Annotated in this window: 24 protein-coding genes; 8 read left to right on the top strand and 16 right to left on the bottom strand. The window is 40.1% G+C overall.

Translation table 11 applies throughout. The features are described 5' to 3' along the window. Positions 1–35 precede the first annotated feature (35 nt). Together LXL81_RS04440 and LXL81_RS04435 are read left to right on the top strand one after the other, a co-directional pair. Positions 36–1382 (top strand): Gfo/Idh/MocA family protein, encoded by a 1347-nt coding sequence (locus tag LXL81_RS04440; protein ID WP_234645500.1) that lies wholly within the window; start codon positions 36–38, stop codon positions 1380–1382. Positions 1383–1570: 188 nt separating this feature from the next. Then, a complete protein-coding gene (locus tag LXL81_RS04435; protein ID WP_234645499.1) occupies positions 1571–1837 on the top strand; it encodes a hypothetical protein in 267 nt (88 codons plus the stop codon). A gap of 194 nt (positions 1838–2031) precedes the next feature. On the opposite strand, the gene LXL81_RS04430 is transcribed toward LXL81_RS04435, so the two are convergent. From LXL81_RS04430 to LXL81_RS04420, 3 genes are all read right to left on the bottom strand, one after another. Beyond that, positions 2032–2718, bottom strand: a complete 687-nt coding sequence (locus LXL81_RS04430) for a hypothetical protein (protein ID WP_234645498.1) — start codon at positions 2716–2718, stop codon at positions 2032–2034. Positions 2719–2846: 128 nt separating this feature from the next. After that, the gene (locus LXL81_RS04425; RefSeq protein WP_234645497.1) at positions 2847–3602 is read right to left on the bottom strand and encodes an oxygenase MpaB family protein; all 756 of its coding nucleotides are present in this window, start codon (positions 3600–3602) and stop codon (positions 2847–2849) included. Between the two features lie 195 nt (positions 3603–3797). Continuing rightward, positions 3798–4553, bottom strand: a complete 756-nt coding sequence (locus LXL81_RS04420) for an MBL fold metallo-hydrolase (protein ID WP_234645496.1) — start codon at positions 4551–4553, stop codon at positions 3798–3800. Positions 4554–4736: 183 nt separating this feature from the next. Between LXL81_RS04420 and LXL81_RS04415 the strand changes: the two genes are divergently transcribed. Both LXL81_RS04415 and LXL81_RS04410 read left to right on the top strand, forming a co-directional pair. Continuing rightward, on the top strand, positions 4737–5645 hold the full coding sequence (locus tag LXL81_RS04415) for a ThuA domain-containing protein (protein WP_234645495.1): 909 nt from the start codon (positions 4737–4739) through the stop codon (positions 5643–5645). A 119-nt stretch (positions 5646–5764) separates the two neighbouring features. After that, complete coding sequence (locus LXL81_RS04410; protein WP_234645494.1) at positions 5765–6493, top strand: ankyrin repeat domain-containing protein; 729 nt, start codon at positions 5765–5767, stop codon at positions 6491–6493. A 43-nt stretch (positions 6494–6536) separates the two neighbouring features. Here LXL81_RS04410 and LXL81_RS04405 read toward each other — a convergent pair whose 3' ends face one another. Together LXL81_RS04405 and LXL81_RS04400 are read right to left on the bottom strand one after the other, a co-directional pair. Continuing rightward, the gene (locus LXL81_RS04405) at positions 6537–8387 is read right to left on the bottom strand and encodes a histidine kinase dimerization/phosphoacceptor domain -containing protein (RefSeq protein WP_234645493.1); all 1851 of its coding nucleotides are present in this window, start codon (positions 8385–8387) and stop codon (positions 6537–6539) included. 62 nt (positions 8388–8449) lie between these two features. Further along, positions 8450–9226: a response regulator gene (locus LXL81_RS04400; protein WP_234645492.1), complete on the bottom strand. Its 777-nt coding sequence runs from the start codon at positions 9224–9226 to the stop codon at positions 8450–8452. A gap of 276 nt (positions 9227–9502) precedes the next feature. Here LXL81_RS04400 and LXL81_RS04395 point away from each other — a divergent pair, with 276 nt between their 5' ends. Then, entirely contained in the window at positions 9503–9709 is a 207-nt protein-coding gene (locus LXL81_RS04395) for a hypothetical protein (protein WP_234645491.1), read from the top strand. A 76-nt stretch (positions 9710–9785) separates the two neighbouring features. On the opposite strand, the gene LXL81_RS04390 is transcribed toward LXL81_RS04395, so the two are convergent. After that, positions 9786–11507 (bottom strand): FAD/NAD(P)-binding protein, encoded by a 1722-nt coding sequence (locus LXL81_RS04390; RefSeq protein ID WP_234645490.1) that lies wholly within the window; start codon positions 11505–11507, stop codon positions 9786–9788. Positions 11508–11626: 119 nt separating this feature from the next. Here LXL81_RS04390 and LXL81_RS04385 point away from each other — a divergent pair, with 119 nt between their 5' ends. After that, positions 11627–12427 (top strand): MOSC domain-containing protein, encoded by an 801-nt coding sequence (locus LXL81_RS04385; protein ID WP_234645489.1) that lies wholly within the window; start codon positions 11627–11629, stop codon positions 12425–12427. A 183-nt stretch (positions 12428–12610) separates the two neighbouring features. Next, entirely contained in the window at positions 12611–13054 is a 444-nt protein-coding gene (locus LXL81_RS04380; protein ID WP_234645488.1) for a response regulator, read from the top strand. A gap of 207 nt (positions 13055–13261) precedes the next feature. Here LXL81_RS04380 and LXL81_RS04375 read toward each other — a convergent pair whose 3' ends face one another. From LXL81_RS04375 to LXL81_RS04340, 8 genes are all read right to left on the bottom strand, one after another. Beyond that, positions 13262–14470 (bottom strand): inositol-3-phosphate synthase, encoded by a 1209-nt coding sequence (locus tag LXL81_RS04375; protein ID WP_234645487.1) that lies wholly within the window; start codon positions 14468–14470, stop codon positions 13262–13264. A 476-nt stretch (positions 14471–14946) separates the two neighbouring features. Beyond that, on the bottom strand, positions 14947–15420 hold the full coding sequence (locus LXL81_RS04370) for an Hsp20/alpha crystallin family protein (RefSeq protein ID WP_234645486.1): 474 nt from the start codon (positions 15418–15420) through the stop codon (positions 14947–14949). 123 nt (positions 15421–15543) lie between these two features. Beyond that, entirely contained in the window at positions 15544–15834 is a 291-nt protein-coding gene (locus LXL81_RS04365) for a hypothetical protein (protein WP_234645485.1), read from the bottom strand. A 380-nt stretch (positions 15835–16214) separates the two neighbouring features. Beyond that, positions 16215–16517, bottom strand: coding sequence for a hypothetical protein (locus LXL81_RS04360; RefSeq protein WP_234645484.1), 303 nt, complete (start codon positions 16515–16517; stop codon positions 16215–16217). A 39-nt stretch (positions 16518–16556) separates the two neighbouring features. After that, complete coding sequence (locus LXL81_RS04355) at positions 16557–16841, bottom strand: hypothetical protein (protein ID WP_234645483.1); 285 nt, start codon at positions 16839–16841, stop codon at positions 16557–16559. Next, entirely contained in the window at positions 16841–17098 is a 258-nt protein-coding gene (locus LXL81_RS04350) for a hypothetical protein (RefSeq protein WP_234645482.1), read from the bottom strand. Before LXL81_RS04350 ends, LXL81_RS04355 begins: the two co-directional genes overlap by 1 nt. 129 nt (positions 17099–17227) lie before the next feature. Further along, on the bottom strand, positions 17228–17998 hold the full coding sequence (xth, locus tag LXL81_RS04345) for an exodeoxyribonuclease III (RefSeq protein WP_234645481.1): 771 nt from the start codon (positions 17996–17998) through the stop codon (positions 17228–17230). Positions 17999–18050: 52 nt separating this feature from the next. Further along, positions 18051–19199 carry an MFS transporter gene (locus LXL81_RS04340; RefSeq protein WP_234645480.1) on the bottom strand — a complete coding sequence of 383 codons (1149 nt, stop codon included), beginning with the start codon at positions 19197–19199 and terminating at the stop codon, positions 18051–18053. A gap of 68 nt (positions 19200–19267) precedes the next feature. On the opposite strand from LXL81_RS04340, the gene LXL81_RS04335 reads away from it, so the two are divergent. Continuing rightward, positions 19268–20017, top strand: a complete 750-nt coding sequence (locus LXL81_RS04335) for a DeoR/GlpR family DNA-binding transcription regulator (RefSeq protein ID WP_234645479.1) — start codon at positions 19268–19270, stop codon at positions 20015–20017. Between the two features lie 51 nt (positions 20018–20068). Here LXL81_RS04335 and LXL81_RS04330 read toward each other — a convergent pair whose 3' ends face one another. Both LXL81_RS04330 and LXL81_RS04325 read right to left on the bottom strand, forming a co-directional pair. After that, complete coding sequence (locus LXL81_RS04330; RefSeq protein ID WP_234645478.1) at positions 20069–24310, bottom strand: hybrid sensor histidine kinase/response regulator; 4242 nt, start codon at positions 24308–24310, stop codon at positions 20069–20071. Positions 24311–24440: 130 nt separating this feature from the next. After that, complete coding sequence (locus LXL81_RS04325) at positions 24441–25253, bottom strand: sugar phosphate isomerase/epimerase (RefSeq protein ID WP_234645477.1); 813 nt, start codon at positions 25251–25253, stop codon at positions 24441–24443. Positions 25254–25384: the final 131 nt, after the last annotated feature.

Here is a 25384-nt window from a genome sequence, read left to right as displayed (position 1 = left end):
TTAAGATTTTATTCAAACGTATTTCAAACCATTTTATGGAACATAGAAGGGATTTCCTGAAAAAAATAACGGTGGCTTCCACAGGTATAGCCATAGGTGGCTCCGCATTTGGATTTAGTGCAAAAAGCTATAACAGGATCATTGGTGCCAACGAACTTATTCGCGTGGCAACAATTGGCGTTAACAGCCGTGGAAAAAGTATGTCAGCCACATTTGCAGGACAGAAAAATGCAGAAGTTGGTACAGTTTGCGATGTGGATTCCAGAGCAATTCCATTGGCGATTGAAGAAATAAAAAAAGTTAAACCCAATGCAACCCCTAAATCTGAAAAAGATTGCAGAAAAGTACTGGAAGATAAATCCATTGATGCAATCTATATCGCCACGCCTGACCATTGGCATGCGCCACTGACGATCATGGGTTGCCAGGCAGGAAAACATGTTTATGTAGAAAAACCGCTGAGCCATAACCCAAGAGAAGGTGAGCTGGCCGTCGAGGCTGCAAGAAAATACAAACGCGTGGTACAAATGGGTGCTCAGCGCCGTTCAGCGCCGGTTTTGACACAAGGCATTAAAGAACTTCATGAGGGAATTATTGGCCGTGTTTATCTTGCCAAAACCTGGTATACCAACAACAGAAAATCGACTTTTCTCAAACCAGGAACCGTTCCATCCTGGCTGGATTATGATTTATGGCAGGGGCCTGCGCCAAGAATGACCTATAAAGAAGGTCTGATCCACTACAACTGGCATTGGTTCTGGCATTGGGGCACAGGCGAGGCACTGAACAATGGTACGCACGAAGTAGATGTCGCTCGCTGGGGACTCGGTGTAGATTTTCCAACCAGGGTTAGCTCGGTTGGGGGAAGATACGAATTCAAGGATGATTGGGAAACACCTGATACACAAGTTGTAGCGATGGATTATCCTGGCCGCGTATCATTACTTTGGGAATCCAGAAGTTCAAACGGAAGAAAAATTGAAGGGCTTGACAGGGGAATTATTTTTTACGGTGAAAACGGAAGTCTGGATACCGGCGGAGATAGCTACACGGTTTATGATCTTGATGGTAAAAAAATCAGGGAAGTGAAAGCGACTGATCAGGCGGCTGATATACAGGGCCGCAATACGGCAAGTCCAAGCCTGGGTATGGATAATCTGCACGTCATGGATTTTCTGGATGCGATCAAAAATAACCGTAAACCAAACTGTGATGTTGAAATCGGATTTAAAAGTGTTGTAGCGATGCAGCTTGGAAATATAGCCTGGCGTGTAGGACGTGATTTAAAAATCGATCCAAAAAATGGCCATATCATAGGCGATTCGGAGGCTGAAAAATTATGGTCGCGGGAATATGAGAAAGGCTGGAAACCGGTTGTTTAGCATAATTTTTATTTAGTAAGTACTAAAATGGCAACGTGACCTAAATTCAGGATCACATCGATATAAAACAGATATGCCGTGCTTTAAATTGGCGTCACTAAAATTATTAAAGCATTAGAAGAAAATAGAAATTTAAATTTTAAGTAATAATATTTAAAAAATCAATCGCCAACCAAACGAATCAACCAATGGCAATAGCAGTAATAAATCCAGAACTATCTCAGCTGTTAAGCGATAGTCAAAAAGCACTGGAAGATTATTTATTTGTAAATGGAAAAAAATATCCTACCCAGGATTGGGTGACAATTGCGGAATACTGCAAAAGGTTTGATATAGCTAATACGCAGACTGTAAGTAACTGGATAAAACGCGGCATTGTACCAGAAAGTGATACGATCACCATTGAAGAATATAACAACATCCGGTTAATAAGGGCAATTCGCTATCAGGATTGATTTTTCAATATAAGTAACGAAATGGGTAAGGTAGAAGTCGTTACGGATGGATGGGTATGAAATATTTCAAGTTGTAACAATTATTACTTTTAAAACCTGATTATTTAAATCAAATAACAAAAAAGTTTCCCTAACCTTTTTCAGCTTTTGACCGGAATCAGAGCCAGGGAAACTTTTTTTATAACGACGTTCTGCTATTTATACCGTTCAACAATAAGATGACTTACCCTGCCGTCACGAAAATTTATTTGGACCATTTCATGTACATCTGCTGAAACAGTATAAGCAAAATACCACTGCGGGGATTTAGCCATAAATGGATCGTAGGGTAAGGATATGTCTTTGGTTGCCAGCAAAATTCTTTCAAATTTTGGTGCATACTGGTTTTTGCTCTGAATATTGACAAATTTCTCATAAAGTTGGCCAGCCAGATCGCCCACGCGGACGGATGATTGATCACTGAGTTTTTCAGGCCACTGTGTGAGCTGTTTTCCGCTGTTAAGATAGATACTTTTGACTTTGCCGGATTCAAGATTGATTTGAACGCCAGAATCAGTTCCCTCACTTTCATCAAGCAAAATATATTGATATAAAGCGAGACGATTTTGTAAATCGGTAAATTGAGTCGAAAAATTGCTGACGACATTCAGATATGTTACACCTTTTGATTTTTGAAGTGACTGTACCGCTGAGTAAACATTTTCAGCTTTTTCGTCAATCGCCAGTCCGAGATAGTTTCCCGAAGAAATACTATCGCGGGAAATTACTACGATAGGTGGCGGATCGACTATTGGCTCGACATTCTCATTTGGAATGTCCATCTGACAGCCGACAGCAGTTATAATGACAGCAAAAAGAAATCCGGTTGTAACTTTTTTCATGACTAATATGGTTTAGTTAACAAGAAGACACCATACTAATGATTTGGTTGTAACCGCAGACCTGATTTTTAAAGTCAAAAACTCACATTTTACATAACATCACGAGACATTCTCTTGAAATAAAATAGTTATTTGTCCAGCGCTATTACCTGAGCTTTATAATCTGCCGGAAGTATTGCGTTGCGTATCAGTTTCTCAAAACCTAATAACCTTGTCAATTTATAAGCACTGATTACCGGAACCAGCCAGGGTATTCTCCCAAGCAGTAATAGCTTGTTGACGCGCTGCGGAACAATCATGACCTGCACCTGCATCAGCATGTGATACCGAAAAATGCCCAGATGTTTTTTATATTGTTTGTACAGATCAATCGTAAAATTTCCATTGACAAGATCTTCCATAAGCTGCTGCTCCCTCATGGTTCTCCAGGCAGCAAAATTTTCAGGCAGTCCGGAAATTTTCATTCTTAATCCTACCCGTAAGAAAGTCTGAAACAATTCGTCTTTTTCTGACTCCGTCAATTTACGCTCCAAAAGTTCAAAAGAACGAATTGAATAATCGATCAGCATAAATAAAACATCCCGGTATGCCCAATCAGGAATTTTTGCGCCACGCTGCTGTTCAACACCCTGATGAATAGCCGTTATTTTATCAATGGCAACCATGGCTTCTTCATATTCTGAAAAAACAATTTGGCGTGCGTAAGCAACAGTTGAAAAAAGACGGCCAAGCGGATCGGCAGGAAGACGGCCCGTAAAATAAAGCCAGTCAACAGCCTTATTAAGCGCAAATTCAGCGGATGCACCTGCAAAAATAAAAAGTATGTAATCGGCCTTACCCCAGATTTCCCGCACAACCGATGATTTTTCAACAAAATACTTCATATACTCATGTAAAAAACTAATTAATAATCTTCAAACAATAAGACAAAAGAACTAAAACATAAATTTATAAAAAGTACTTTGAATTGCAAAGTGTATTAATAAAAATGTATACAACGTGAATTTTAGCAAAACAAAATCCCCGGTTTTCACAGCGAACTATGACAACCGGGGATTTTTTAAATGTTTTTTCTGATATTATTTTTTTGAATACCAATTCCTTAACCGCACGTCAATCGATTTGTTGCCGTCATTAACAAGTTTTTTGAAGGCCTCCGTATCGCTCATTCCGTTTGCACCACGGTAATGATATGGATAAACTATTTTTGGTTTAAAATCAAGAACCGCAGAAGCAGCTTCCGGAACATCCATCGTGTAAGGCAGGTTCATACAAACAAACGCCACATCAATATTTTTCAGACTTCTCATTTCCGGAATTCCGGCTGTATCACCGCTGATGTAAACTGTTTTACCGCCCATTTTTAAAACATAACCATTACCTCTTCCTTTGGTATGTTTCGCATCTGCCGCTTCCGGAAGGTTATACATCGGAATGGCCGTAATGGAAATATCCAGTTTGCTGATCGTTTGTCCATTACCAATAATTACCGCCTTTGATTTAATTTTATCGGACATTTTATCGGCCACTGCCTGTGGAACAACCAGTATGGCATGGCTCAAATCCAGCGCTTCCAGCGTAGCAGGATCGAAATGATCTCCATGAATGTCTGTGATCAAAATCAGGTCCGGTGCTGCAATGCTTTCAAATGTTTTTGCTCCTTCATAAGGATCAGCATAAATTGTTTTTCCGTTCCAGGTCAATGCCAGCGTTGCATGGTTAAGTGGCTGGATTTTCAGAGGTCCTTTTGAAGTTTTAATGTCATCCGCTGCCGGAAGCTGCGCCCATGAAGCTGCGCAGATGAACAGAGATAACAGGGTAAGTTTGATTTTCATGTTTTAAGTGGTTTGTTTATTCAAAGATATATCAAGCGTCTCTTTCCCGCATTGCATTCTTCTATTTATTTGATTTCTATTTGCCCGATTTAATAAAATTTTAACAGATATTAAATTTGGCCCGGTTTTATCATCATTTCATATCCGATATATTGCTTACTGATCCGGAAATAAACGACTATTATGATACTACTGAAAAACATATTTATATCTCTGATATCGATTTTTGCCCTGTCTGGTTTTGATGTCTGCGCACAGAAAACTGCTGTATCAGAAAAGCGGAAAAAAGTGGTTTTTATTGCCAGTCTTGATAGTCATCCCAAAGGTCAGCATGAGTATAACGGCGGCATCAGTTTTCTTGCCCAGAAATTGAATGAGGCTATGCCTGAGATTGACACCGCTGTCTTTCACAAAGGCTGGCCAAAAGATCCGGATGCTTTAACAGGTGCAAGTACCATTATCCTTTTTTGCGAAGGCGCTCAGGATCACATCATGATTCCTCACCTGTCAAAAATTGAAAATCTGATGAATAATGGAACCGGTATTGTTATGATACATTTTACGCTGGATATCCCAAAAGGCCCCGACGCAGATAAAATGCGGAATCTTGTTGGCGGTTGTTTTGAAACCGACTGGTCCGTGAATCCTTTCTGGATACCGGAAATTAAAAAACTGCCTCGTCATCCAGTCACAAACGGAGTGAGCCCTTTTGCTGTTCAGGACGAATGGTATTATCACCTGCGTTTTGTGAAGGACATCAAAAACATTACACCCATTTTAGAAGCGCTCCCACCCGATTCCACGCTCAGCCGACCTGAGGGGACACATACAAATAATCCATTTGTCAGGCAAGCGGTTTTAAAAAATAAGGAGCCACAAACCATTGCCTGGGCCTATGAACGGCCAGGCGGAGGAAGAGGTTTTGGCTTCACGGGCGGACATACCCATGCGAACTGGAAAAATGATGATTTTCGTAAACTGGTATTGAATGCCATTGTCTGGACTGCTCAGATACAAGTTCCAAAAAATGGAATTGTCACCAAAACGCCTGCACCGGAGGAACTAAATAGATTAACCAAACCGGCTGAATAACAAAATATTGTCATATTTTGATTTGTGATAATTTAAAATAAACACTAATTTTTTCCAATAATTGACCTTCATCATAAATTTCAATAACTTGTTGGACATCACTTAAAGATGATTCAGTCATGGAAGTTGAAAGAATACTGGAATCAATCAGCCAGGGACGAACAGATCTAATCATTGAACTGATCAAAAAAACTGATTGGCAGAAGATTCTTCTGAAAGGGCAAATTAAGCCTTTGCAATGGCTGGTTTATTACAACGATACAACCGGACTTCGGGCAGTTTTATCTGCGGGAGGAAATCTGGATAGTATAAATCTGAATCAGGAATTAGGTCATGCCGCTTATTTCGGACATTGGAAAGTTTGTGATTTTCTGATCAATCATGGTGCAGATGTAAATGCAAAAGTCGAAAAAACAAATGAAACTCCGCTGCATGGCGCACTTTCCAAAGCTGGCCGGCCTTATTATTTTTATGTTGTAAAACTCCTTATTGAAAAAGGTGCTGATGTGAATGCCAGAACAATTCCGGGCATGGATACAGGTGCCTTTATGCGCGATGTGAGGACCAAAGGAGAAACACCGCTGCACAGGGCTGCGGCTTATGCAGACGAACAAACTATTCAATTTTTGATTGAAAGCGGGGCCGATAAAGAAGCAAAAGATGTAAATGGAGATACTCCATTAAGCTGGGCAAGTGAACATTTAAGACCGGGCATTATTCTGTCATTACTAACCTACGGTCAACATCGTATTGGTGAAGCGCATAAGATCAAAAATACCAGCGATCATGGACAGGGTTGGGGCAACGGTATGGACTGGAACTTATTGGGAGAATATTTACCAGAATAATTGAGCCAATGTAATTTACGTCACCGTCGCGTTGCGTTAAGTTTTACATACTAGCAACCGCCAGAAAATCCGGCAGACTTTCTGAAACTGCGGGTAGTGTCAACAAAAACCTGGCTCCGTGATCTGAGTTGACTTCTAAAACTCCGCTAGTTTGTTTGGCCAGCGAAATGACTAGTCTTTTTCCAAATGTCTGCCCTGCCTTTTTCCAGTTTTCAGGATCCACACCGGGCCCGTTATCCTTTACTTCAAGAAAAAGAAAATCCGTTTGCCATAACCGAATTGTAAGCTCAGGTTGCTGAACCGCATTAAAAGCGTGTTTGAAAACATTGGTAACCAATTCATTAATTATTAAACCCAGAGGAACAGCCAGCTCGACATCCAGTGAAATATCTTCAATTTCAAGCGTTAGATCCAGTTTTTCCTGGTAGTGAAAAGATTGCATCAGTCCATTTACCAAATCCCCGATATATTCCTGCATTCCTACGCGTGTAACATTATCAGTTTGATAAAGCTGCTGATGAATGAGCGACATAGCCTCCACGCGTTGTTGTCCGTCCAAAACAGCCTGAACAGCTTTTTTATCGTCTAGCCGATTGGCCTGCAGGTACAACAGACTTGAAATTATGGCCAGATTGTTTTTAACCCGGTGATGCAATTCCTGCATAAGCTGTTTGAGCTGCACCGACTGAACACTGATCTGCTGGTTCGCCTGGCCAAGCGTAAGATTTGTCTGACTGAGTTTTTGATTGACACTTTTAATTTTACGGTATTGAAAAAGCTCCACAGCCAATAAAATCAGAAGTAAGGAAACGCCTCCCGCAAGCCAAAACAACTGTTTCCTTTTATTGTTATTTTCCTCATCAAGTTGCTGAATCTGCTGCTGTTTTTCCCGGGTTTGAAACTTTGTTTCGGTTTCTATTAACTGCCTGCTTTTTTCTTCGTTAAGAATACTGTCCCGGTACGCAAACCACTGCTTTTGAGAAAATAATGCCTGTTTGTAATCACCTTTTTTTTCATTGATCATCGTGACCGTTTCATAAATACTGACCATGACATTAAACCCGGCACGTACACTTTTTGCCCAGTCAAGTGCTTTATTGACAAACATTTCAGCCTCACCAACCTTGTTCAGTGCCAAAAGCGTATTGGGAAGATTTACATAAATAATTCCTTCTATAAAATCATCTTTCTGCGCTTTGGCCTCTTTCAGACATTCCAGATAGGTATCTGCTGATTTTTGATACTGCCCCGCATTTTTTAAAATGATACACCGGTTAAGCAATGTTTCCAGATAAGACAATTTGTTCTCTTTTGACATCCGGATTGCATCGGAACTATATTCCAGCGCCTTATCGAAATTCTTTCGTATATCTTCAATCGTGGCCAGGTCTGTATAAACTCCTGCTTTGAGCGCCTGCAAATTATTCTTGTCAATAATTGCCAGGGCTCTCCTGCAATAATGCTCAGACATTTTCAGCTCGTTCAAATCCAGATAGATTCCGGCGATCATTTGTAATACACGGACCTGCTTTTTAACATTGGCGGCGGCTGTAAATTCTTCAAATGCCTTTTGATATTGTTTTATTGCGACATTAGATTTATTCTGGTTTTTATCAACATAGGCCGCAGACATATATGCGCGGCCGGTGTAAGTCCTGTCAGAAAACTTCTGCGCAATCTGCATCAGATAGGCAGTTGCTGTCATTGCTTCGGGAAATTTACCTTTTTCTACCAATGAGTCACAGTACATACTTACCTTTTCAAAACGGGTTGAATCTGATAATCCTTCAAACCGACTTTCCAGTAAGGTCAAGTTGAACCCGGTATCAGACTGTCCGATTGACACTGATCCGCAGCATGCGAGTAGGCTTAATAGCAGTAAAAAAAAATTCATAACGTAAGGGTATAGTAATAAAAACTCAGCTTCAGCCTACTTATTTAATAAAAAATTATGTTTCAGCGCACATGAAATTGTTTCATAAACTCATCCTTATACTGCGCTCCCAATGGAATAGTCAGGGAATCAACGAAAATCTCCCGGTCATTAAAACCCGTTATTTTGTTAATGTTGACAACAAATGATCTGTGCACGCGAACAAGAGCATCAAAACCCAGACGTTGCCGGGTATTACCAAGCGTCAGCCGCAATGCATATTTTTGACCTTTTACTAAAATATTGGTATATGTATTGTCGGCTTCCAGAATCAATATATCATCAAGATTTATGCGAACAAACTGATAGTTATGTTTTATAAATACCTGATCATTAATGAGTAAGATAGATTCTTTCCCCGCCGTTTCCCTGTCAGCAGGTTCCGGCTTTTTTTGTTCTTCATTTCTTGCAGAAAGTTTTCCCTGGGCAAAATTATGAAGCGCGAGATCAACAGCTATATTTAGATTTTCAGGTCTTACTGGTTTGGTCAAATAAGCGGCAGGAAAAGTTTCCTTCGCTCTTTCGATTGTTTGTTTGTCTGCAAAAGCAGTAAGATAAATGACTGGAACGGGCTTAAAAGCATTGATCTGCCTGGCGGTCTCAATTCCATCCCAGTCGCCTTTCAAATTAATATCGCAAAGCAGCAGATCCACCCGGTTATCCTTAAAGAGCGATAATGCTTCCCGGCCATTATTGGCAACATCCACGATGGTATATCCCTGAGCTTCAAGCAAATCACTGACATACATAGCAAGCACTGCCTCATCCTCGACAATCAAAATTTGTACCTGATTTTCCAATTTAAATTCATTTGACAGAAAATTACGGATTCAGGGCATTCTTTCAAACTTTAAGGGCTGGCTTTTTGACAAATGGTTTCTAATGATACATGTGAATCCTTTTATCATGCGATTTTTTCACTTACAAAATCGCCGATACTTACTACGCTTGATCCTCCGTTCACATACATTTCCCGGCAGCAAAAATATGACTGCCATATATTTAAAACGTGTTATTGATTATGCTCAACGTAAATGATTCTTCTTTTTATTGGCACTTGACAACCAGCAAATATTATGATACCAGACACGCTATCGCTTTTGCCGTTTTTAATACAAACTTTGATCGTTGTAATCTTATTCATTAATATTTATGCCCCTCCGGGCCGACCGGAAAAGAAAGGGTGGAAAATGAATTATCTGGTCATACTGGTATTGATCATTATTAGTACCGGCAAACACTGGATGCCGGTTCTTTCTGTAAAAATACACGGATTGTTTTAAGAATATCAATCAAAAAATAAGGTCGTAACCGGAAGAAATTTTCCCGGTTACAACCTTATCGCTTTTAGATCAATCTCTAAATTTCAAGTATCGTTTCAACAATGCTGGACGAAGCCTGCTCACAGAAATCCAGTCCTGAATAATCGGGATTGTAACCACCGATATACGGTACGGCCATGATATAAATCCTGTCGTTTTCTTTTCCACTGGAATCGACGATCTGAAAATTGTCATTGATCGTAATTCCAGGCACTTTCAGATAATACCCATCATCCGTTTTTTCGATATTTTTATTGCCCTCATCCAGTGCAGATTGCGCCTTTTCAGGAGATCTGAATTTGATCCTGGCTGGACTTACGGTTTTATTTTGAAAAAGTCCCTGGAATGGAAAATCTTCAAAGTTCAGGTGCGGCTGTCCGACACAATCAACAAAAGTCTGATAATAATTGCCATGTTCTACACCATTTTCATCCGTGTAATGATACGTAATGCCACCCTTGTTTTCATCCGGTTCTACCTCGCCTGTCTCCCCAACCGAAACGATTTCCAGCCTGCCGGCATCATGCAAGGCTAGCAGTTCTTCACATGAACTTTGAGGAACAAACGCAATAACAACTGAAATTAAAGGCATCAATACCTTTTGTAACCTTTGCATATCCTCAGCTGATAAATATTTTGCAGGATAATTCATCGCAAAACTCAGGATCGCCAATACTTCCTTCCAATAGATAGATTCCTTTCTTTTTATTGATTTTTCCGCTTCTTCATATTCTTTCTTAAACAGTGTAAACGGCTCTGCTTTTTCTCTGAGATCCATCATGGAATTAACAAATTCCTCCATGCTCAGATCTTTTATGCTTGCATAGAATTTTGGGTCTTTGTCTTTAAACATATCCTTAAATTCCTTTTCAAACATAAAATCAAGCGACAGGAAACCATTATTTTCTGCTTTGTTTTTCTCAATTTCTTCCGGACTTAACAATGCATCATTGGATACCAGCGGATCTTCCAAATGAAAACGCACCGCCGGAAGTAAACCATTTCTGGAATGCATTACAAGTCTGAAATCGGGACTGTCTTTTGAAACCAGAAAACTGATCTTCCCGTTTTCATCTGTTTCAAAAGTTCCGTTATTCCTTGCAAGTGTTCGCAATGCGTCAACGGCTGTAAGTGAAGAACCTTTGATCGCGATGGTGTGATTCAGCTTTAATTCAAGCTTGGCCGGCGGATATGGAGAATCAAAATAACCGGCCACTTTACCCTCATTTTTTACCGGCCACTTATGCCCGGTGCAGATTATCACTTTATCAAATTCCAGAATCTCTTTTTCCGCAGTTTCAACTTCAACTTTGCCATTTTCAGGTTTATCCACGATATCAATCACCTTACTTCCTAAATGAACGATCGTCTTTAACCCATCTGATTTTGCCTTATCAAGCAGCAAACTGAATTGTGCGGAGAGATATTGTCCAAACAGCAAGCGGGGCAAAACCTTATACTCGTTAAATTTTTCTTTCTTGATGTTAAAATTTGCAAGACTTTCTGTTGAAAGCGTCTGAATCCAGGTTTCAATAGAGGTTACAATTTCCGGTATTTCATTATCGGACACATTGGTAACATGCTCTTTGTTAGCACCTTCATAACTGTAAGGCATACCTGCACCCAGCAGCTTTTTAGTTTCAAAAATGTGAATTTCATGGTTAGGATCTCCGGCTTCAACAAATCTTTTAAAAACAAATAATGCGCTGGGACCACCTCCCAAAATAGCTATACGACTTATTACTGGTTTGCTTGTCATTGTAAATTGATAATATTCAAAAAGTGATAGATGAGATTTATCAGATGATAAATAATTATACCAGATGTGTCAGGGAATGGTTTTTTAGAAGTTTGTAGAAATCAACCCTAAAACTGTTTATGTTTTTATCAGAAATATGGATTTATCCGGTAAAATCACTTGGCGGAATACGTCAGACTCAGGCAGTGGTAGAAGAAAAAGGATTGCAATATGACCGGCGCTGGATGATTGTAGATGAAAACGGCAAGTTTTTAACGCAGCGTGTAAATCCAAATATGGCCCTGCTTGATGTAGAAATCCATACAGACGGCCTTATAATCTCCCGTAGATTTCAAACTGACAATCAGATACTTGTTCCTTTTGAAGCAAATTCGAATCAAACAATTCAGGTAAAGGTATGGGAGGACACGGTTTTGGCACGAACCATCTGTGATAAGGCTGATGCCTGGCTAACCAGACAGCTTGGGAAAAGTGTCCGGATTGTAGAAATGTCGGAACAAACAAAAAGAAAGATGGACCCGGCTTATTCCGGAAAAGAATCGCTGGTCAGCTTTGCGGATGATTTTCCATATCTTTTAATTTCAGAAGGCTCCTTGCAGGACCTTAACAGCCGGCTGGCTCAGCCTGTAACCATGAGACGCTTCCGCCCCAATTTCATCATTTCCGGCACTGAACCTTTCGCAGAGGATTCCTGGAAAAAAGTCAGGATTGGGCAAGTGGAATTTATCGTTGCCAAACCTTGCGAGCGCTGTATTTTAGTGGGCATAGATCCTGTTACGGGCCAGAAAGGTTCAGAGCCATTAAAAACATTAAGTTCATACCGGAAAGTTGGCAAAAATATTTTCTTTGGACAAAATTTAGTTAGTAGAGAAAACGGGCTTTTGCAAGAGGGAGATGAACTTGTCATTACTGAACCTTAATCCTGGAAGTTCCTCACCAAAAAGACTGGTAGAACTCAGGATGGATCGCAATTCCGGAAAAGATCGGGAAATTCGCTTATAATCGTCGAAATACTTTGATGAAGTGGAAACCTTTTGGGTATAATTTACATTTACAAACATAATAGGGAATGCAGCACCGCCTTTAAACTTGTCGAATCAATAGTGAATGAATTTTTAATGAGGCAGGTTGAAATTTATCTGGCTGATGACGATGAAGATGATCGCTTGTTTTTAAGAGAAGCAATTACTTCCATAATTCCGGGAATAACGATTATTGAAGCTATGGACGGCCAGGATCTGGTGGACCTGATCAGCAGAAAAAATGAAAGCAGAAACCTGACATTGATTCTTGTTGATATGAATATGCCAAGGCTTAACGGGCTGGAGGCGATCAGTATCATTAAATCCAAACCTGAACTGAAAAACATTCCTGCGCTTATGGTTTCCACCTCACAGGACGCGTCACTTAAAAAGCAAGCTTACCAGCTTGGAATCAGTACCTTTATTACGAAACCCACCACGATGGATGGTTACGAGGATATTGCCCGTGGAATTAAAATATGTTTTGTAGATCAGTTTATTGCAGGACAGGATTCTTCATTCTAACATTTTTTTCAGGATTGATATTGGAAGGATGATATGGTTAAGAGCTTACGGTAATTAATCAGAGATTTTGATTTATTAAAGATCCAGATTTAAAAATAGATTAATGCCAAACCCAAATGATCAGGCATTAATCTTTGACTAAAACTTAACGGAAAAATGGCGATAGAAATCAACTTTCCCCATTAAATTATATTTTCCTTTATAAGCTTAAACCTGTAAATCAACCTTCATCAACTGCTTTCTCGTGGATTCAGTTAACTCACGTTTAGCCAGTGCGTGACATTCATAAATCGCGTCGCTGAACATCATTTGTTGCGGTGGCGTTTTTTGTGTTGAAGCAGAAGGGCCTCTTAATGCGCCAACCAACCCCAGCTCCCGTGCGACGTATACATATCTGATCGCATCAATGACAACACCCGCAGAATTGGGTGAATCCTGTACCGACAACTGCGCATCCAGAATAACTGGTGCTCCCATAAATCCTTCCAGTTCAAGACGGAAATTAGCTACCTTATTATCACCGTAATAAGCAATATATTCGGAAGGTCCGGCATGTAAAAAAGTGTCGTCGGTGGCGATTCCTCTAATGTCGTTTTGCGCGCGGATAACATTTTCCTTCGATATTTTTTTTGATTTAAGACGGTTTTTATCCTCCATGTTCAGGAAGTCGGTATTGCCGCCCACGTTCCTCTGAATATGCGCTTTTACGTGATGGCCACGCTCGAAGGCTAGTTCCTGCAACATTTGTGAAACGATGCTGGCACCAAACTGGCTTCTCATATCATCACCGATGATCGGGATTCCGGCGTCTATAAATTTTTGTTCCCATACAGGATCAGATGCGATAAAAACAGGAATACAATTTACAAGTGAGATGCCAAGTTCGAGACAAATTCCGGCATAAAACTCCGTAGCGAGCTGGGAGCCGACGGGCAAATAATTGATCAGAATCTCAGCCTTATGACTTTTCAGGTGTTCAATAATTTCGGTTCGCATCTTGCTGACCAGCTCTTCATCATAACACGAAGGATCTAGTAAGATATCAGACGTTTTAAGTTCATCTTTTATTACAAAACGGTTTTCGGCAGGATAGACAGCCATTTGTGGAGAAACACCATCAATGACCGGAGAGCGATAAACGGGTGCATGTGACTTGATTTCGGAATTTAGAATCATGGTACAATTCGGTCTGGCAAAAATTGCCTCAGCAAGAGGTAATCCGATCTTTCTTTCATCAATGTCAAAGCCACAAACAAATTCAATATTTTCTGCTTTATAACCTCCAATGTCATCAGCCATCAAACCCGATGTTTTGTCAGAAAATGTGGTATAATATTCAACACCCTGCACCAGTGAACTGGCGCAATTACCTACTCCTAAAATAGCAACTCTTATTTTTCCGGCTTGATTCTGCATAAATTTTACTTACGTTTTCTTAAATTTTTACAAATATTAAATCTGACGAAACTGACGGATTTAAAAATGATATGTTTAAAAATTGTCACTTCTTCTATCATTATGCAATCAACAAAAAATTATTGCAAACGTTTGCATAAAATTTAATTTGTTTTTGTCAAACATTTAAAATTAAACCTATACAACTGATAATAAGATGACTAGCCTGAAAATAAATTTTAAAATTTACTTTCAGGCTAGTTTTTGTACTTTTGGGATGCTTATTAGAAATTAGTCTGAGAATAGAACTGCTATGTAGTGGGATAGTTGTTATATTCACGAAGCTCTTTGCATTAAAACTTACAGCCAACAATATAGAAATAGCTCACTCAAAATTCTATAATGAGTAACCATTACCATTATACGTTGATTTTATATTTTATACTGATCTGCCGAAGGCATAACATTTCTGTTACACCTTCGGCAGATCAATGGTCTTAGTTTACGTTAATTTCCTGACCCGGTTTGTTTGTTTCAGGATTTTTAGGAAGTGTGACAACCAGCACACCATCCGTGTAGGAAGCACTGATATTTTCGGTCAGCACTTTTCCATTCAACTGGAATGAACGCTCAAAGGAGCCCGGTTCATATTCCTGGTAAGTGTACGTACTCTGATTTTGGGAATCTTCCTTTGGTGCAGTGTATGAAATATTGAGTATGTCGCCTGTAAATGATATTTTGAAATTGCTTTTAACAAGTCCGGCTGCGTAAAGCGATATGATAAAGGATGACTCCTTTTCTTCTATATTTACTGCCTTACGGTTTCCGAACGAACCGTTAAAAACATTTTCCCATGGTGATTTACCACCAAATTTGTTTGCAAATTTTTTGAAAGGACCGCCGCATCTTTGATGTCCCGGGCCAAATCCCTGTTGATTCTGTGAATCTGTTGTTGATTGTTGATTAAACATGGTTTTTATTTTTAAGTTTTTTGATCTGATTAAATTGTCTTTGTTTTCTTCCAAAGGGCAATACTTTCACGTTCGATTCCTCACAGGAATCTGGCATAAGAGAATTGAACTTTGGTTTGTTGATTAATTAATTGGTACGATTGTAGCAGTGTTATGAACTGCATTTGCCCGTACTTCCCAAGGATTTCCGCCTTCAATGTTGATCATTTCGTTGTGTCCGAACTGGCCATTCCGAATGTGAGCCGGCATCATTCGATGTCTGCCTGTGGCGCGTTTAATCATGGCAACTACGCCGCCAATCAGTACAACACCCAGCATTAATTTGAATAGCGTAGTGACGACGAATGCAGCCAGACCAACGACTAACGTGGCGCCAATAAGACGTGGGAATATGAAACGAAAGTTATTTTTCATGTTCTTAACTTTTAAAATTGATGTTTGATTTAAAATGAAATTTTAGACTTATAGTTACTGAAAGGCAGCAGTGCGTAAATTCATGTCTCAGCATTTTTTAACTTTTCTGCCTTTCTAAAATGGTAGACGATCCTGGGACCCGTTTTACTTTAAAGTTTTGAAAAAATATTTCGGATCAGGATTTCCGGGATTTGAGAATGATATTGGGGATATTGATATCAATCACAACAGATGATTGTCAAATACATTATTAAGCCAGACCTTTATGTGAATTTTATTTAAAGTCTGGCAGAAGTTTAAATTTTTTGAATTAGAACAGCGTATTTCGAATAAATCGTTGTGATACGGATCAAACTGTTATCAGACATAGGCGATGAACTTTAAGAAGAAATCAACTTATGCAAATTATCCAGGTTTCTGAGTAGCCACTGCGGCAACCTTGCGTTTTTATATATGCACTGACCATCTGCAATATGTGCTATGAGATCCGGCCAGATAGATGTTGAGTTATCAATTACAATCAACTCATCCAATAATTCAAGGTGAAAATTTATTTGTTGAAGATTGCCAAAATAGTTTTTTTCTACTTCTTGGGCGGTTACATAATGACCTCCTGTTTTTACTCTTTCAGAAACCCTTTTAAGCGATGTAGATAAATCTTCAACCATCAGAAGAACCATCACAATACGATACTTATTTTCTTTAAATCTGACAATGGTTCGTCATGGAGCCGGCGAACTGAAATGACCTTCATATGCAAAAGATTCAACTTTCGTCAGTGAGTTTTCAACGAGCGACTCAAATGCCTGAACAGTTTCATCAAACGCCAGATCCCGCGCATATTTTGGAGATTTAGATTTAGCAGGAAAAATCTCTGCCAGTCTTTGAACGAAGAATTTATCTCCATTAAATACGTCAAGTTCTGAGAGTTCAATAGGAAGAAGTGCTTTGGCAAGTGTCGATTTCCCGGCCCCGTTTGCTACTGTTATGACAAACAAATCGGGCATTAATCCAGATTGTATTTTAACCTGAAATCAACCGCTTCCTGCTCATTAAGTATTTCAACCAGATGATAATCATTATAATCACCTGTGAATTCCACGATCTCTACTTTGCCATCCTGATACTCCATAAAGGCTTGACTATCAGGAAGAGCTAATTTATCAATAACCATAAAAGGATATCCGGACTGATGCTTTTGCTTCCGTAGTTCTGTCAGTGCATTGCCTACTGTCTTACGAATATTATATCGGATGGTTTGCATAGTTATCGTAGTAATTACAACTCAAATATACTCAAAATTTATCACAAAATTGGCTAACACAGGATGCCGAAAACTTTATGGAAGAACTAAAAGCTGCGGTAAAAAAAGCCAGATAGGTATTGCTCGTATTTAGTTCAGCTCGATCCATACCGGAGCGTGGTCACTGGTTTTTTCCCAGCCACGTACTTCTTTATCAACACCAGCTGAAACCAAACGGTCTAAAACCTGCGGACTCAGGAGAAAATGGTCAATCCTAAGCCCTGCGTTACGGTCATAAGCTTTTCTGAAATAGTCCCAAAAAGTGTAAATTATTTCATCAGGATGCAGGTGTCTGAGCGCGTCTGTCCAGCCCAAGTCAACAAGCGACTTATAGGCGGCTCTGGTTTCCGGCCTGAAAAGTGCATCTTTAACCCAGCGTTCCGGTTTGTAAGCATCCAGTTCGGTAGGAATCGCGTTGTAATCTCCCGCCAGAACGACGGGAACATTTTCTTGAAGCAGATACTTTGCATGCGAATGTAACCGCTCAAACCAGGCTAATTTATAATCAAACTTTGATCCGGGAGAAGGATTTCCGTTTGGCAGATACAAACACCCAATCAAAACTCCGCTGACAACTGCTTCTATATACCGGCTTTGATCATCCTCATCGTCTCCCGGCAAAGCTCTCCTAACCTCTTGTGGTTCAACCCCACGTGAAAGAATAGCGACGCCATTCCAGCTTTTCTGACCGTGCCAGACTGCATGATAACCGGCATCATTTATTTCCTTTTCAGGAAACTTTTCCTGCGGCGCTTTCAATTCCTGCAAGCAAACGACATCAGGTTGCTTTTCCTGAAGCCAGCGAAGCAGCACCGGTAAACGGCCGTTGACACCATTGACATTATAGGTAGCTATGATCATGATACAATTATGTCAAAGTTTTTATAAAATCCTCAACAAATGTAATTTAATGTTATTTTTCCTTATAGGTAAAAGCAACAATTAAAAGTAATACCCCGACAAATCCCAAGGCAATAGAAAGGGAAAAGGCGTCAGCAATAAAACCGATCATAGCTGGCCCTGCCAATTGGCCCATATAACCCAAAGTGGTGACCGCAGGCAACGAAACGGACGGAGCAATTCCGGGAACATTTCCCGCTGCTGTAAAAAATACAGGAACCACATTGGCCGCTCCCAGTCCCACCAGAGCAAAACCGATGAGCGCAGCACCAGGCCAGGGAATTAAAACGGCTATGAAGTAACCGGCAGCTGCTACCAAAGCTCCATACAAAACTACTTTTGACGAGCCAATCTTATGAATAATGTTATCACCGGTCAGCCTCATCACAGCCATTGATACCGAAAAAACGGCATAACCTAACCCAGCCATCGACGGCTCAAAATTTCTGTTGAATTGAAGAAAAACAGCACTCCAGTCTAACAATGCGCCTTCGGCCAGGAAGAAAACGAAACACATTAACCCTAATGCTACAACCGGTCCGGTTGGCAGACTAAATGAAAAAGAATCAACACTTTTTTCCTCTGCTTTGGCAAAAAGATATTGATACTGACTACCGGCAATAACCACCAGCATCACCGAAATACTTACCGCAGCCACCGAAGGCAATAGACCCATTTTGATCAAAAAACCGAGTCCGATAGAACCCGCAAGGCCTCCCAGACTGAACATACCATGGAAAGAAGACATAATGTGCCGGCCATATTTTTCCTGTACCAAAACTGCATGTGAATTCATAGCCACATCAATGGAGCCGATTGCAGCACCAAAAATGAACAGCACCGCCGCCAATTCCCAGGCAGACTTTGTCAATAGCAATATCGGAAGTGCTATGGCAATCATGATCGCAGCAGCAAGCATTACTTTTCTGCTACCGAATTTATTGATAAAAAACCCAGTGAAAGGCATAGTCAATATCGCCCCGGCCCCCAGTGATAGCAGCACAAGTCCGAGGGCGGCATCATCCAGCCCCAGATTAGTTTTGGCAAAAGGTACCATAGGTGCCCAACTGGAAAGACCAATTCCACAAACCAGAAAAATTAATAAACTGGCTCTTCTGGCCGCCTTTGTTCTCTTATCTTCTGTAAATTCTAGGTTTTTCATTGGTTGTATTGCGCGAGATATTTTGCAATATTATGCAAATTTGCATAATATTGCAAAAACATTTTAACATGGTCAGAGAAAAACGCTTCAATTATATTCTTGAAAAATTGCAGAACAATGGTGAAGTTGAATTCAGCAAGCTAAGCGGCGATTTGAACGTATCAGAGGACACCATCCGGCGGGATATTGACATGCTGGCTGACAATGGACTATTATTAAAAATTCGTGGTGGTGCAATTCCGCGTTCGCATAATCCGCTGTCATTCAAAGATCGTATCGGTCATTTTAAAGATGATAAAGAAATTATTGCCCTGAAAGCACAAACTTTGATAAAATCCGGCCAGACTATTTTTATGGATGGCGGCACTTCTATTTATACGTTGGTTTCACTACTTTCCACCGATATTAAACTGACTGTTATTACTAATAATACCGCCATTATCCCTATCCTATCAGCTTACAGCGGTATCGAAGTCATTGTTTTGGGCGGCCATTATTTAAAAGAATCTGAAACGATTGTTGGATATCAGGCTATTAAAATGGCAGAAAATTTTCAGGCCGATCTTTATTTCATGGGTGTCTGTGCACTGGATCTGCAAAAAGGTGTTACCGCTGTTTACGTGCAGGAAGCAGAACTTAAACAGACTATGCTGCAACACTCATCCATGTCCGTCGCGCTCAGTACTTTTGACAAACTCGAAACATTTGAGCCCTACCGCGTATGCTCTTTGCAGTCACTGGATTACGTAATTACTGAAATGGATGCTCATAATGCAAGATTTGAAACCTATAAAAATGCAGGAATCAAAATACTGTAAATCTTCAATTCAAGTACCATTATTTACTTTAATCGGTGATTTCTGAGGATTTCACTGCCTAACAACACTGTGCGCCTTTTGCAAAACTTCTTTGATAACTTCCAGTTTTATAGGTTTGGCGACATAATCATCCATTCCGGCCAATAAACAATTATTCCTGTCTTCCTGCATCGCATTGGCTGTCAATGCTATGATATAGGGTTTTGTTCCAAAATCTTTTCGGATCATTTTCGTCGCTTCAAAACCATCCATTTCCGGCATTTGAATATCCATTAAAATCACATCATAAAACGTTTCAGAAAGTTTCTTTAAAGCTTCAATCCCATTGTCGGCAATTACGATTTCATAACCCAGCTTTTGCAAAACATATTGTATAAATTTTTGATTAACAAGGTTATCCTCTGCAACAAGAATTTTTAACGGGAATTGTTCTGAAAAATGGCTGTCCAGAATTTTGACGTCTTTTGCAATATTTAGATTAACGTTTTTATGATCTGTTATAGCTCTGTGAATAACATTTAACAAAGCTGACTTTTTAACCGGCAAAGTCAAACTGCCTGCAAATAAATCCGGAAATTTGAAAGCAGTATCGTCTCCCGCAGTATGGAGCAAAACAACAGGTCTGGAATTTACACTATTTTTCAGCGTGCGAGCCAAACTTAAACCATCAGATCCGGTCAGGCTCATTTGTGCAATGACCAGTTCAATAAGTTTGTTTTCACTTAGCATTTCAACAGCTTCGCTCTCTAAAAAAACAGCACTGGTAACAAGTTTAAATCGGTTGAAATAACTTTTCAAAATCATCTGACTGGTCTCGCTCCCACCGACAAGCAATACCCTTTTTCCCGAAATCTCTGTTATTTTCAGGCTCTCCGTAACATTTCTTTCCAGCCCTGTACCGGCCTGCGTTTGAATACTGAAAGAAAAAACAGAGCCCTGCCCGTAGACACTTTTGACCACAATTTCGCCACCCATAATCCTGACCAGTCGCTCACAGATAACAAGCCCAAGACCCGTGCCGCCATATTTTCGGTTAATGGAAGAATCGACCTGAGTAAAGGCTTTGAAGAGATTAGGCATCTGGTCCTGACGAATCCCAATTCCGCTGTCTTTCACCGAAAATCCAATATTCAATCCATTTTCCGGATCATCACCAAGTTTCAGAACATGAACAAAAACCTCTCCATTCGTCGTAAATTTTATTGCGTTATTGATCAGATTGGTTAAAATCTGCTTCAATCTGGAACTATCGCCGATAATAAAGTCCGGCAGGTTTTCTTCTATAAAATAAAGCAGATCAATATTTTTCCTGGAAGCCTGTAATGAAAAAAGGTCCATGATTTCTTCCATCACAATACGCAGATCAAACGCCTGTTTTTCAAGATCAATATTACCCGATTCAATCTTGGAATAGTCAAGGATATCATCGATCACATTTAATAAAGCCTCGCCACTGGTTGCAATAGTACGCGTATAATCCTTTTGTTCCTGTGTCAATTCAGTCTCTGACAACAGTGCTGTCATACCAATTACGCCATTCATGGGAGTCCGGATTTCATGGCTCATTGTGGCCAGAAATATACTTTTTGCCTGATTGGCGCGTTCGGCTTCCTCCCGTGCAGATTGCTCCTGTTCGCGTTGAATAAACAGCTCATCGGTCTGGGATCTCAACTCTTCGGACTGTGCCTGCAATTCTTCATTTAAAGATTGAAGGTGTTCAGACTGCTCATATAGCTCCTCAGCCTGCTTTTTAACCTCCAGTGTCCGCTGCTGGACCAGCTTTTCCAGATCTGCTTTTTGAGTAATAATGGCGTTGATCCTGTATCTGTAAATAGCATACACAAGCCAGGAAAGAATTAAAATACTCAAAATCCAAAACCACCATGTGTTGTAAAACGGAGGTGTAATGGTAATGGTTAAATGATTTTCCCCTTCGGTCCAGCTTCCTGAAAAGTTCTGGGCTTTTACTTTAAACGTGTAGGTTCCTGGCGGCAGGTTTGTATAAACAGCTGAATTATTTGCTCCGACGTAGTTCCATTCCTGATCAAATCCTTCCAGCATGTAAGCATATTTTTCTCCCGAAAATGTATAATCCAGCGCAGCAAATTCCAGCGAAATAAATGATTGATCATGGGAAAGCCGGATGGAAGAAGTCTGAGAAATATCCTTTTCCAATGGGGTACTTCCGTCCGTACTTACTTTAATTTTCTTATTAAAGATTTTCAAATTTGTCAATACAATCGGGAAGGTATGTTCTCCCGGAATTAGCTTTCTCGGATCAAATTTGTTAAATCCATTAACACCTCCGAAATACAAAATACCATTTGAATCCTTGTAGCCCGACTTCTGCTTAAATTCATTTGCCTGCAGGCCATATCCGGCAGCGTAACGTGTAAACTTTTTCCTGACCGGGTCGAACTTTGACAGTCCGGCAGCGGTACTTACCCAGATCATTCCCTGATTATCCTCGACTACGGCCTGTGTCATATTATTGATCAGGCCGTCTTCGGTCGTGTATCTTTTGTGCAGCTCTGTTTTAGGGTCATAACGGATAAGCCCCTTGACGGTTGCAAGCCATAAAATACCAAGATGATCCTGGGAAATGGAAATTACAGGATTGTCATTGACATTTTTGTCAGAAATATTTTTGACTATAAACTTTCCCGTCTTCGGATCATAAAGACTTAGTTTTCCATCTTCGGTACCGATCCAAAGTCGTCCTGAATGATCCGTAAACAAAGTATTGACAATGTTATTACAAAGACTTCCGGCAACGAGCGGATCATGTAAATGATGTTCAAACTTTTTTGTTTCCGGGTCATAGGAGTCAACACCATCACCGTAAGTACTAAACCACAATTTTTTGTCGGGTGTAATAGCAATGGAGTACACATCGTTATTCCGCAGACCATTCGGCTCCTTTTTATCATTTTTGAGCTTTGTAAATTTTCCGGTTTTCCGGTCAAATATGCTTACACCATCGCCCCAGGTGCCTATCCATAATTTTTGCTGACTATCCTCAACAATAGCCAGAATGTAATTCCCGCCGATGCTTTGCGCTGACTCCGAATGTTTATAGGCAGTAAATCGCCCCGTTTTTCGATCATATAAATTTAATCCGCCGCCATCTGTTCCAATCCAGAAATTAATTTCTGCATCTTCAAAAAAACAAAGCACAAAATTATGGGATAAACTGCCGGGAAGGCTGCTATGTTCATAATGATCAAAATTATTACTTCTTACATAGACATTAGCGCCGCCGCCATACACACCAAGCCAAAGGTTGTTTTGCCGGTCTTTATAAATATAGTCAACAGAATTTGACGATAAACTACTTTGGTCAATATCATCCTGAACATGAGAGGTAAAGCTCCAATTATTCATATCAAGAATATTGAGCCCGCCATTTTCAGTTCCTATGTATAAATTTCCGTCTATCTGCCTGATGCCCGTTATGTTGTTATTCGACAGCGACGCAGGATTTGCCTGATCATTTTTGAAGTGTGTGAAAGTATTGTCTTTTGGATCATATAGATTTAATCCATCACCGAAAGTTCCGATCCAAATCCTGCCAAGCGTATCCTGGAAGATGCTCCGTATATCATTTCCCGAAAGAGAGGAAATATTTTTATCTGACACAAACCTTTTAAAAACATTTGTTTTTCGGTCAAGAAAATTCAGTCCGTTTGCCGTTCCGGCCCAGATATTATTTTCCCGGTCACAAAAAATAGCAAAAACATTATTGTCACTGATCGATTTCAGGTCAGACTTATCATGTCGGAAATGTTTTATCACAGACTTGGTCTCAGGATCAAAAAAATCCAGACCCTCTGATGTTGCCACCCAGAGTTTTCCGTCTTTGTCGGTTTCCAGCCGGGTGATATAATTGGCTACAATACTTTTATTATTTTTCTCAATATGTTTGTAGGCGTAAAATTTGCCGGTATTTCTATCAAACATATTCAATCCGCCGCCAACTGTTGCAATCCAGATATTGCCGGCATGATCCTCAACAATACCGGTCACATAATTATTGCTCAGACTAAACGGATCCTTTTCATTATTTCGAAAAGTATTCACCTTGCTGCCGTCATATCTATTTAGCCCATTTCTGGTGCCCAGCCATATAAATCCCTTTTTATCCTGAAAAATACAATTGACGTTATTACTCGAAAGCCCGTTTTCCGTGGTTACTTTTTTGAAGTGGATAGGTCTGTTCTGTCCAAAAACTACGGTGCTGATTAGTTGCAGTATTGCTACAAAACATATTGAACAAAAAACTTCTTTCTTCATTGCTTTACAAAGCGACATATTCTAGGGCGGGCATTTTTTGTAGTAATATACAAGATTTTATTAACTCTATTCCATTTGTGGTGAATTTGCAAATTGAAGATTGTTTAAAACCTGTTTTTCCAAATAGAAGTCAAAATACCTGATACCGCGCCTTTAAAAGGTTCATCATGTGCACATTGATTTCCCATTGATCGCCCACCGGCAACTGGGTATATGGCAGCACAGGCATGTATGTAGCCGGGCCAAATTCTGTGGTGATGGTAAGCTCAGTATTATTTTTGCTATGAATTTCCGCGATTTTATCCCACCATTTCAAATGCTTTTCCAACGTTTCTGCCCATTCGGGAGCACGGGGATCGTTAACTTGCGGACCTTCCGGATGCCCCACTCGACTATGAATATGAGCAGTACGTGTTATAGCCAGATCGACTGCTTCCTGCTGATCTTCCAGTAGGGACTCGTGCACATTACACCAATGCGAAATATCGAGCGTGATGCGCAGATCCGGAATTCTGGTCAGATAATCATGCGTAATGTTGGCTGCATACAAACATTTACCACGATGAGTTTCGTGGATAATGGCTATACCGGATTCCTGTGAAAGGCGGTCGGCCAAATCAAAAAGCGTTTTATTCTGGCTGAAATTGAAATAGTCCTTGCCAGTCTGGCAATTGATAAAAACCGGATTAGCTGCAATGAGATGACGCAGATAGTTTTCATAACCCGCCAAATGTTCATTCAAATTTTTCTCAAACGACTGCCAGTACTGACCGATTAATTTAAGATCATGATCCGCGATAACAGACAGAATTTTCTGCTTCTCCTTTTCATCAAAAGGCAAATCCATTTCTACACCGTCATATCCTGCGGTTTTAACATTTTTACAAAACGTATCAAAAGGAAGGGTATTTCCCCAATGCGGCGCATAAAAGCTGATGTTCATTTTGGATATGAATTTCTTTAAATTATGTTTTCGAAAGTTGCTGATAAAGTTAAACCAAAAAATTGCCGTTAAAACTGACTTCTCAGCGCCAACGGCAACTTTTTGGTTTGATCCGTCCTAAAAGGTGGTTA

The sequence above is a fragment of the Dyadobacter sp. CY356 genome, from assembly GCF_021440195.1.
Taxonomy (GTDB): Bacteria; Bacteroidota; Bacteroidia; order Cytophagales; family Spirosomataceae; genus Dyadobacter.
The sequence above is the reverse complement of the archived record's forward strand: the minus strand, read 5'-3'. Positions and strand labels throughout refer to the sequence as shown.

Coding starts and splice junctions, on each gene's coding strand:
- LXL81_RS04440 (WP_234645500.1), top strand. CDS start 36: ATGGAACATAGAAGGGATTTCCTGAAAAAAATAACGGTGGCTTCCACA.
- LXL81_RS04405 (WP_234645493.1), bottom strand. CDS start 8,387: ATGAATTTTTTTTTACTGCTATTAAGCCTACTCGCATGCTGCGGATCA.
- LXL81_RS04350 (WP_234645482.1), bottom strand. CDS start 17,098: ATGCAAACCATCCGATATAATATTCGTAAGACAGTAGGCAATGCACTG.
- LXL81_RS04385 (WP_234645489.1), top strand. CDS start 11,627: ATGTTTTTATCAGAAATATGGATTTATCCGGTAAAATCACTTGGCGGA.
- LXL81_RS04415 (WP_234645495.1), top strand. CDS start 4,737: ATGATACTACTGAAAAACATATTTATATCTCTGATATCGATTTTTGCC.
- LXL81_RS04340 (WP_234645480.1), bottom strand. CDS start 19,199: ATGAAAAACCTAGAATTTACAGAAGATAAGAGAACAAAGGCGGCCAGA.
- LXL81_RS04430 (WP_234645498.1), bottom strand. CDS start 2,718: ATGAAAAAAGTTACAACCGGATTTCTTTTTGCTGTCATTATAACTGCT.
- LXL81_RS04375 (WP_234645487.1), bottom strand. CDS start 14,470: ATGCAGAATCAAGCCGGAAAAATAAGAGTTGCTATTTTAGGAGTAGGT.
- LXL81_RS04395 (WP_234645491.1), top strand. CDS start 9,503: ATGATACCAGACACGCTATCGCTTTTGCCGTTTTTAATACAAACTTTG.
- LXL81_RS04420 (WP_234645496.1), bottom strand. CDS start 4,553: ATGAAAATCAAACTTACCCTGTTATCTCTGTTCATCTGCGCAGCTTCA.
- LXL81_RS04355 (WP_234645483.1), bottom strand. CDS start 16,841: ATGCCCGATTTGTTTGTCATAACAGTAGCAAACGGGGCCGGGAAATCG.
- LXL81_RS04370 (WP_234645486.1), bottom strand. CDS start 15,420: ATGTTTAATCAACAATCAACAACAGATTCACAGAATCAACAGGGATTT.
- LXL81_RS04425 (WP_234645497.1), bottom strand. CDS start 3,602: ATGAAGTATTTTGTTGAAAAATCATCGGTTGTGCGGGAAATCTGGGGT.
- LXL81_RS04410 (WP_234645494.1), top strand. CDS start 5,765: ATGGAAGTTGAAAGAATACTGGAATCAATCAGCCAGGGACGAACAGAT.
- LXL81_RS04365 (WP_234645485.1), bottom strand. CDS start 15,834: ATGAAAAATAACTTTCGTTTCATATTCCCACGTCTTATTGGCGCCACG.
- LXL81_RS04435 (WP_234645499.1), top strand. CDS start 1,571: ATGGCAATAGCAGTAATAAATCCAGAACTATCTCAGCTGTTAAGCGAT.
- LXL81_RS04335 (WP_234645479.1), top strand. CDS start 19,268: ATGGTCAGAGAAAAACGCTTCAATTATATTCTTGAAAAATTGCAGAAC.
- LXL81_RS04390 (WP_234645490.1), bottom strand. CDS start 11,507: ATGACAAGCAAACCAGTAATAAGTCGTATAGCTATTTTGGGAGGTGGT.
- LXL81_RS04330 (WP_234645478.1), bottom strand. CDS start 24,310: ATGAAGAAAGAAGTTTTTTGTTCAATATGTTTTGTAGCAATACTGCAA.
- LXL81_RS04325 (WP_234645477.1), bottom strand. CDS start 25,253: ATGAACATCAGCTTTTATGCGCCGCATTGGGGAAATACCCTTCCTTTT.
- xth (WP_234645481.1), bottom strand. CDS start 17,998: ATGATCATAGCTACCTATAATGTCAATGGTGTCAACGGCCGTTTACCG.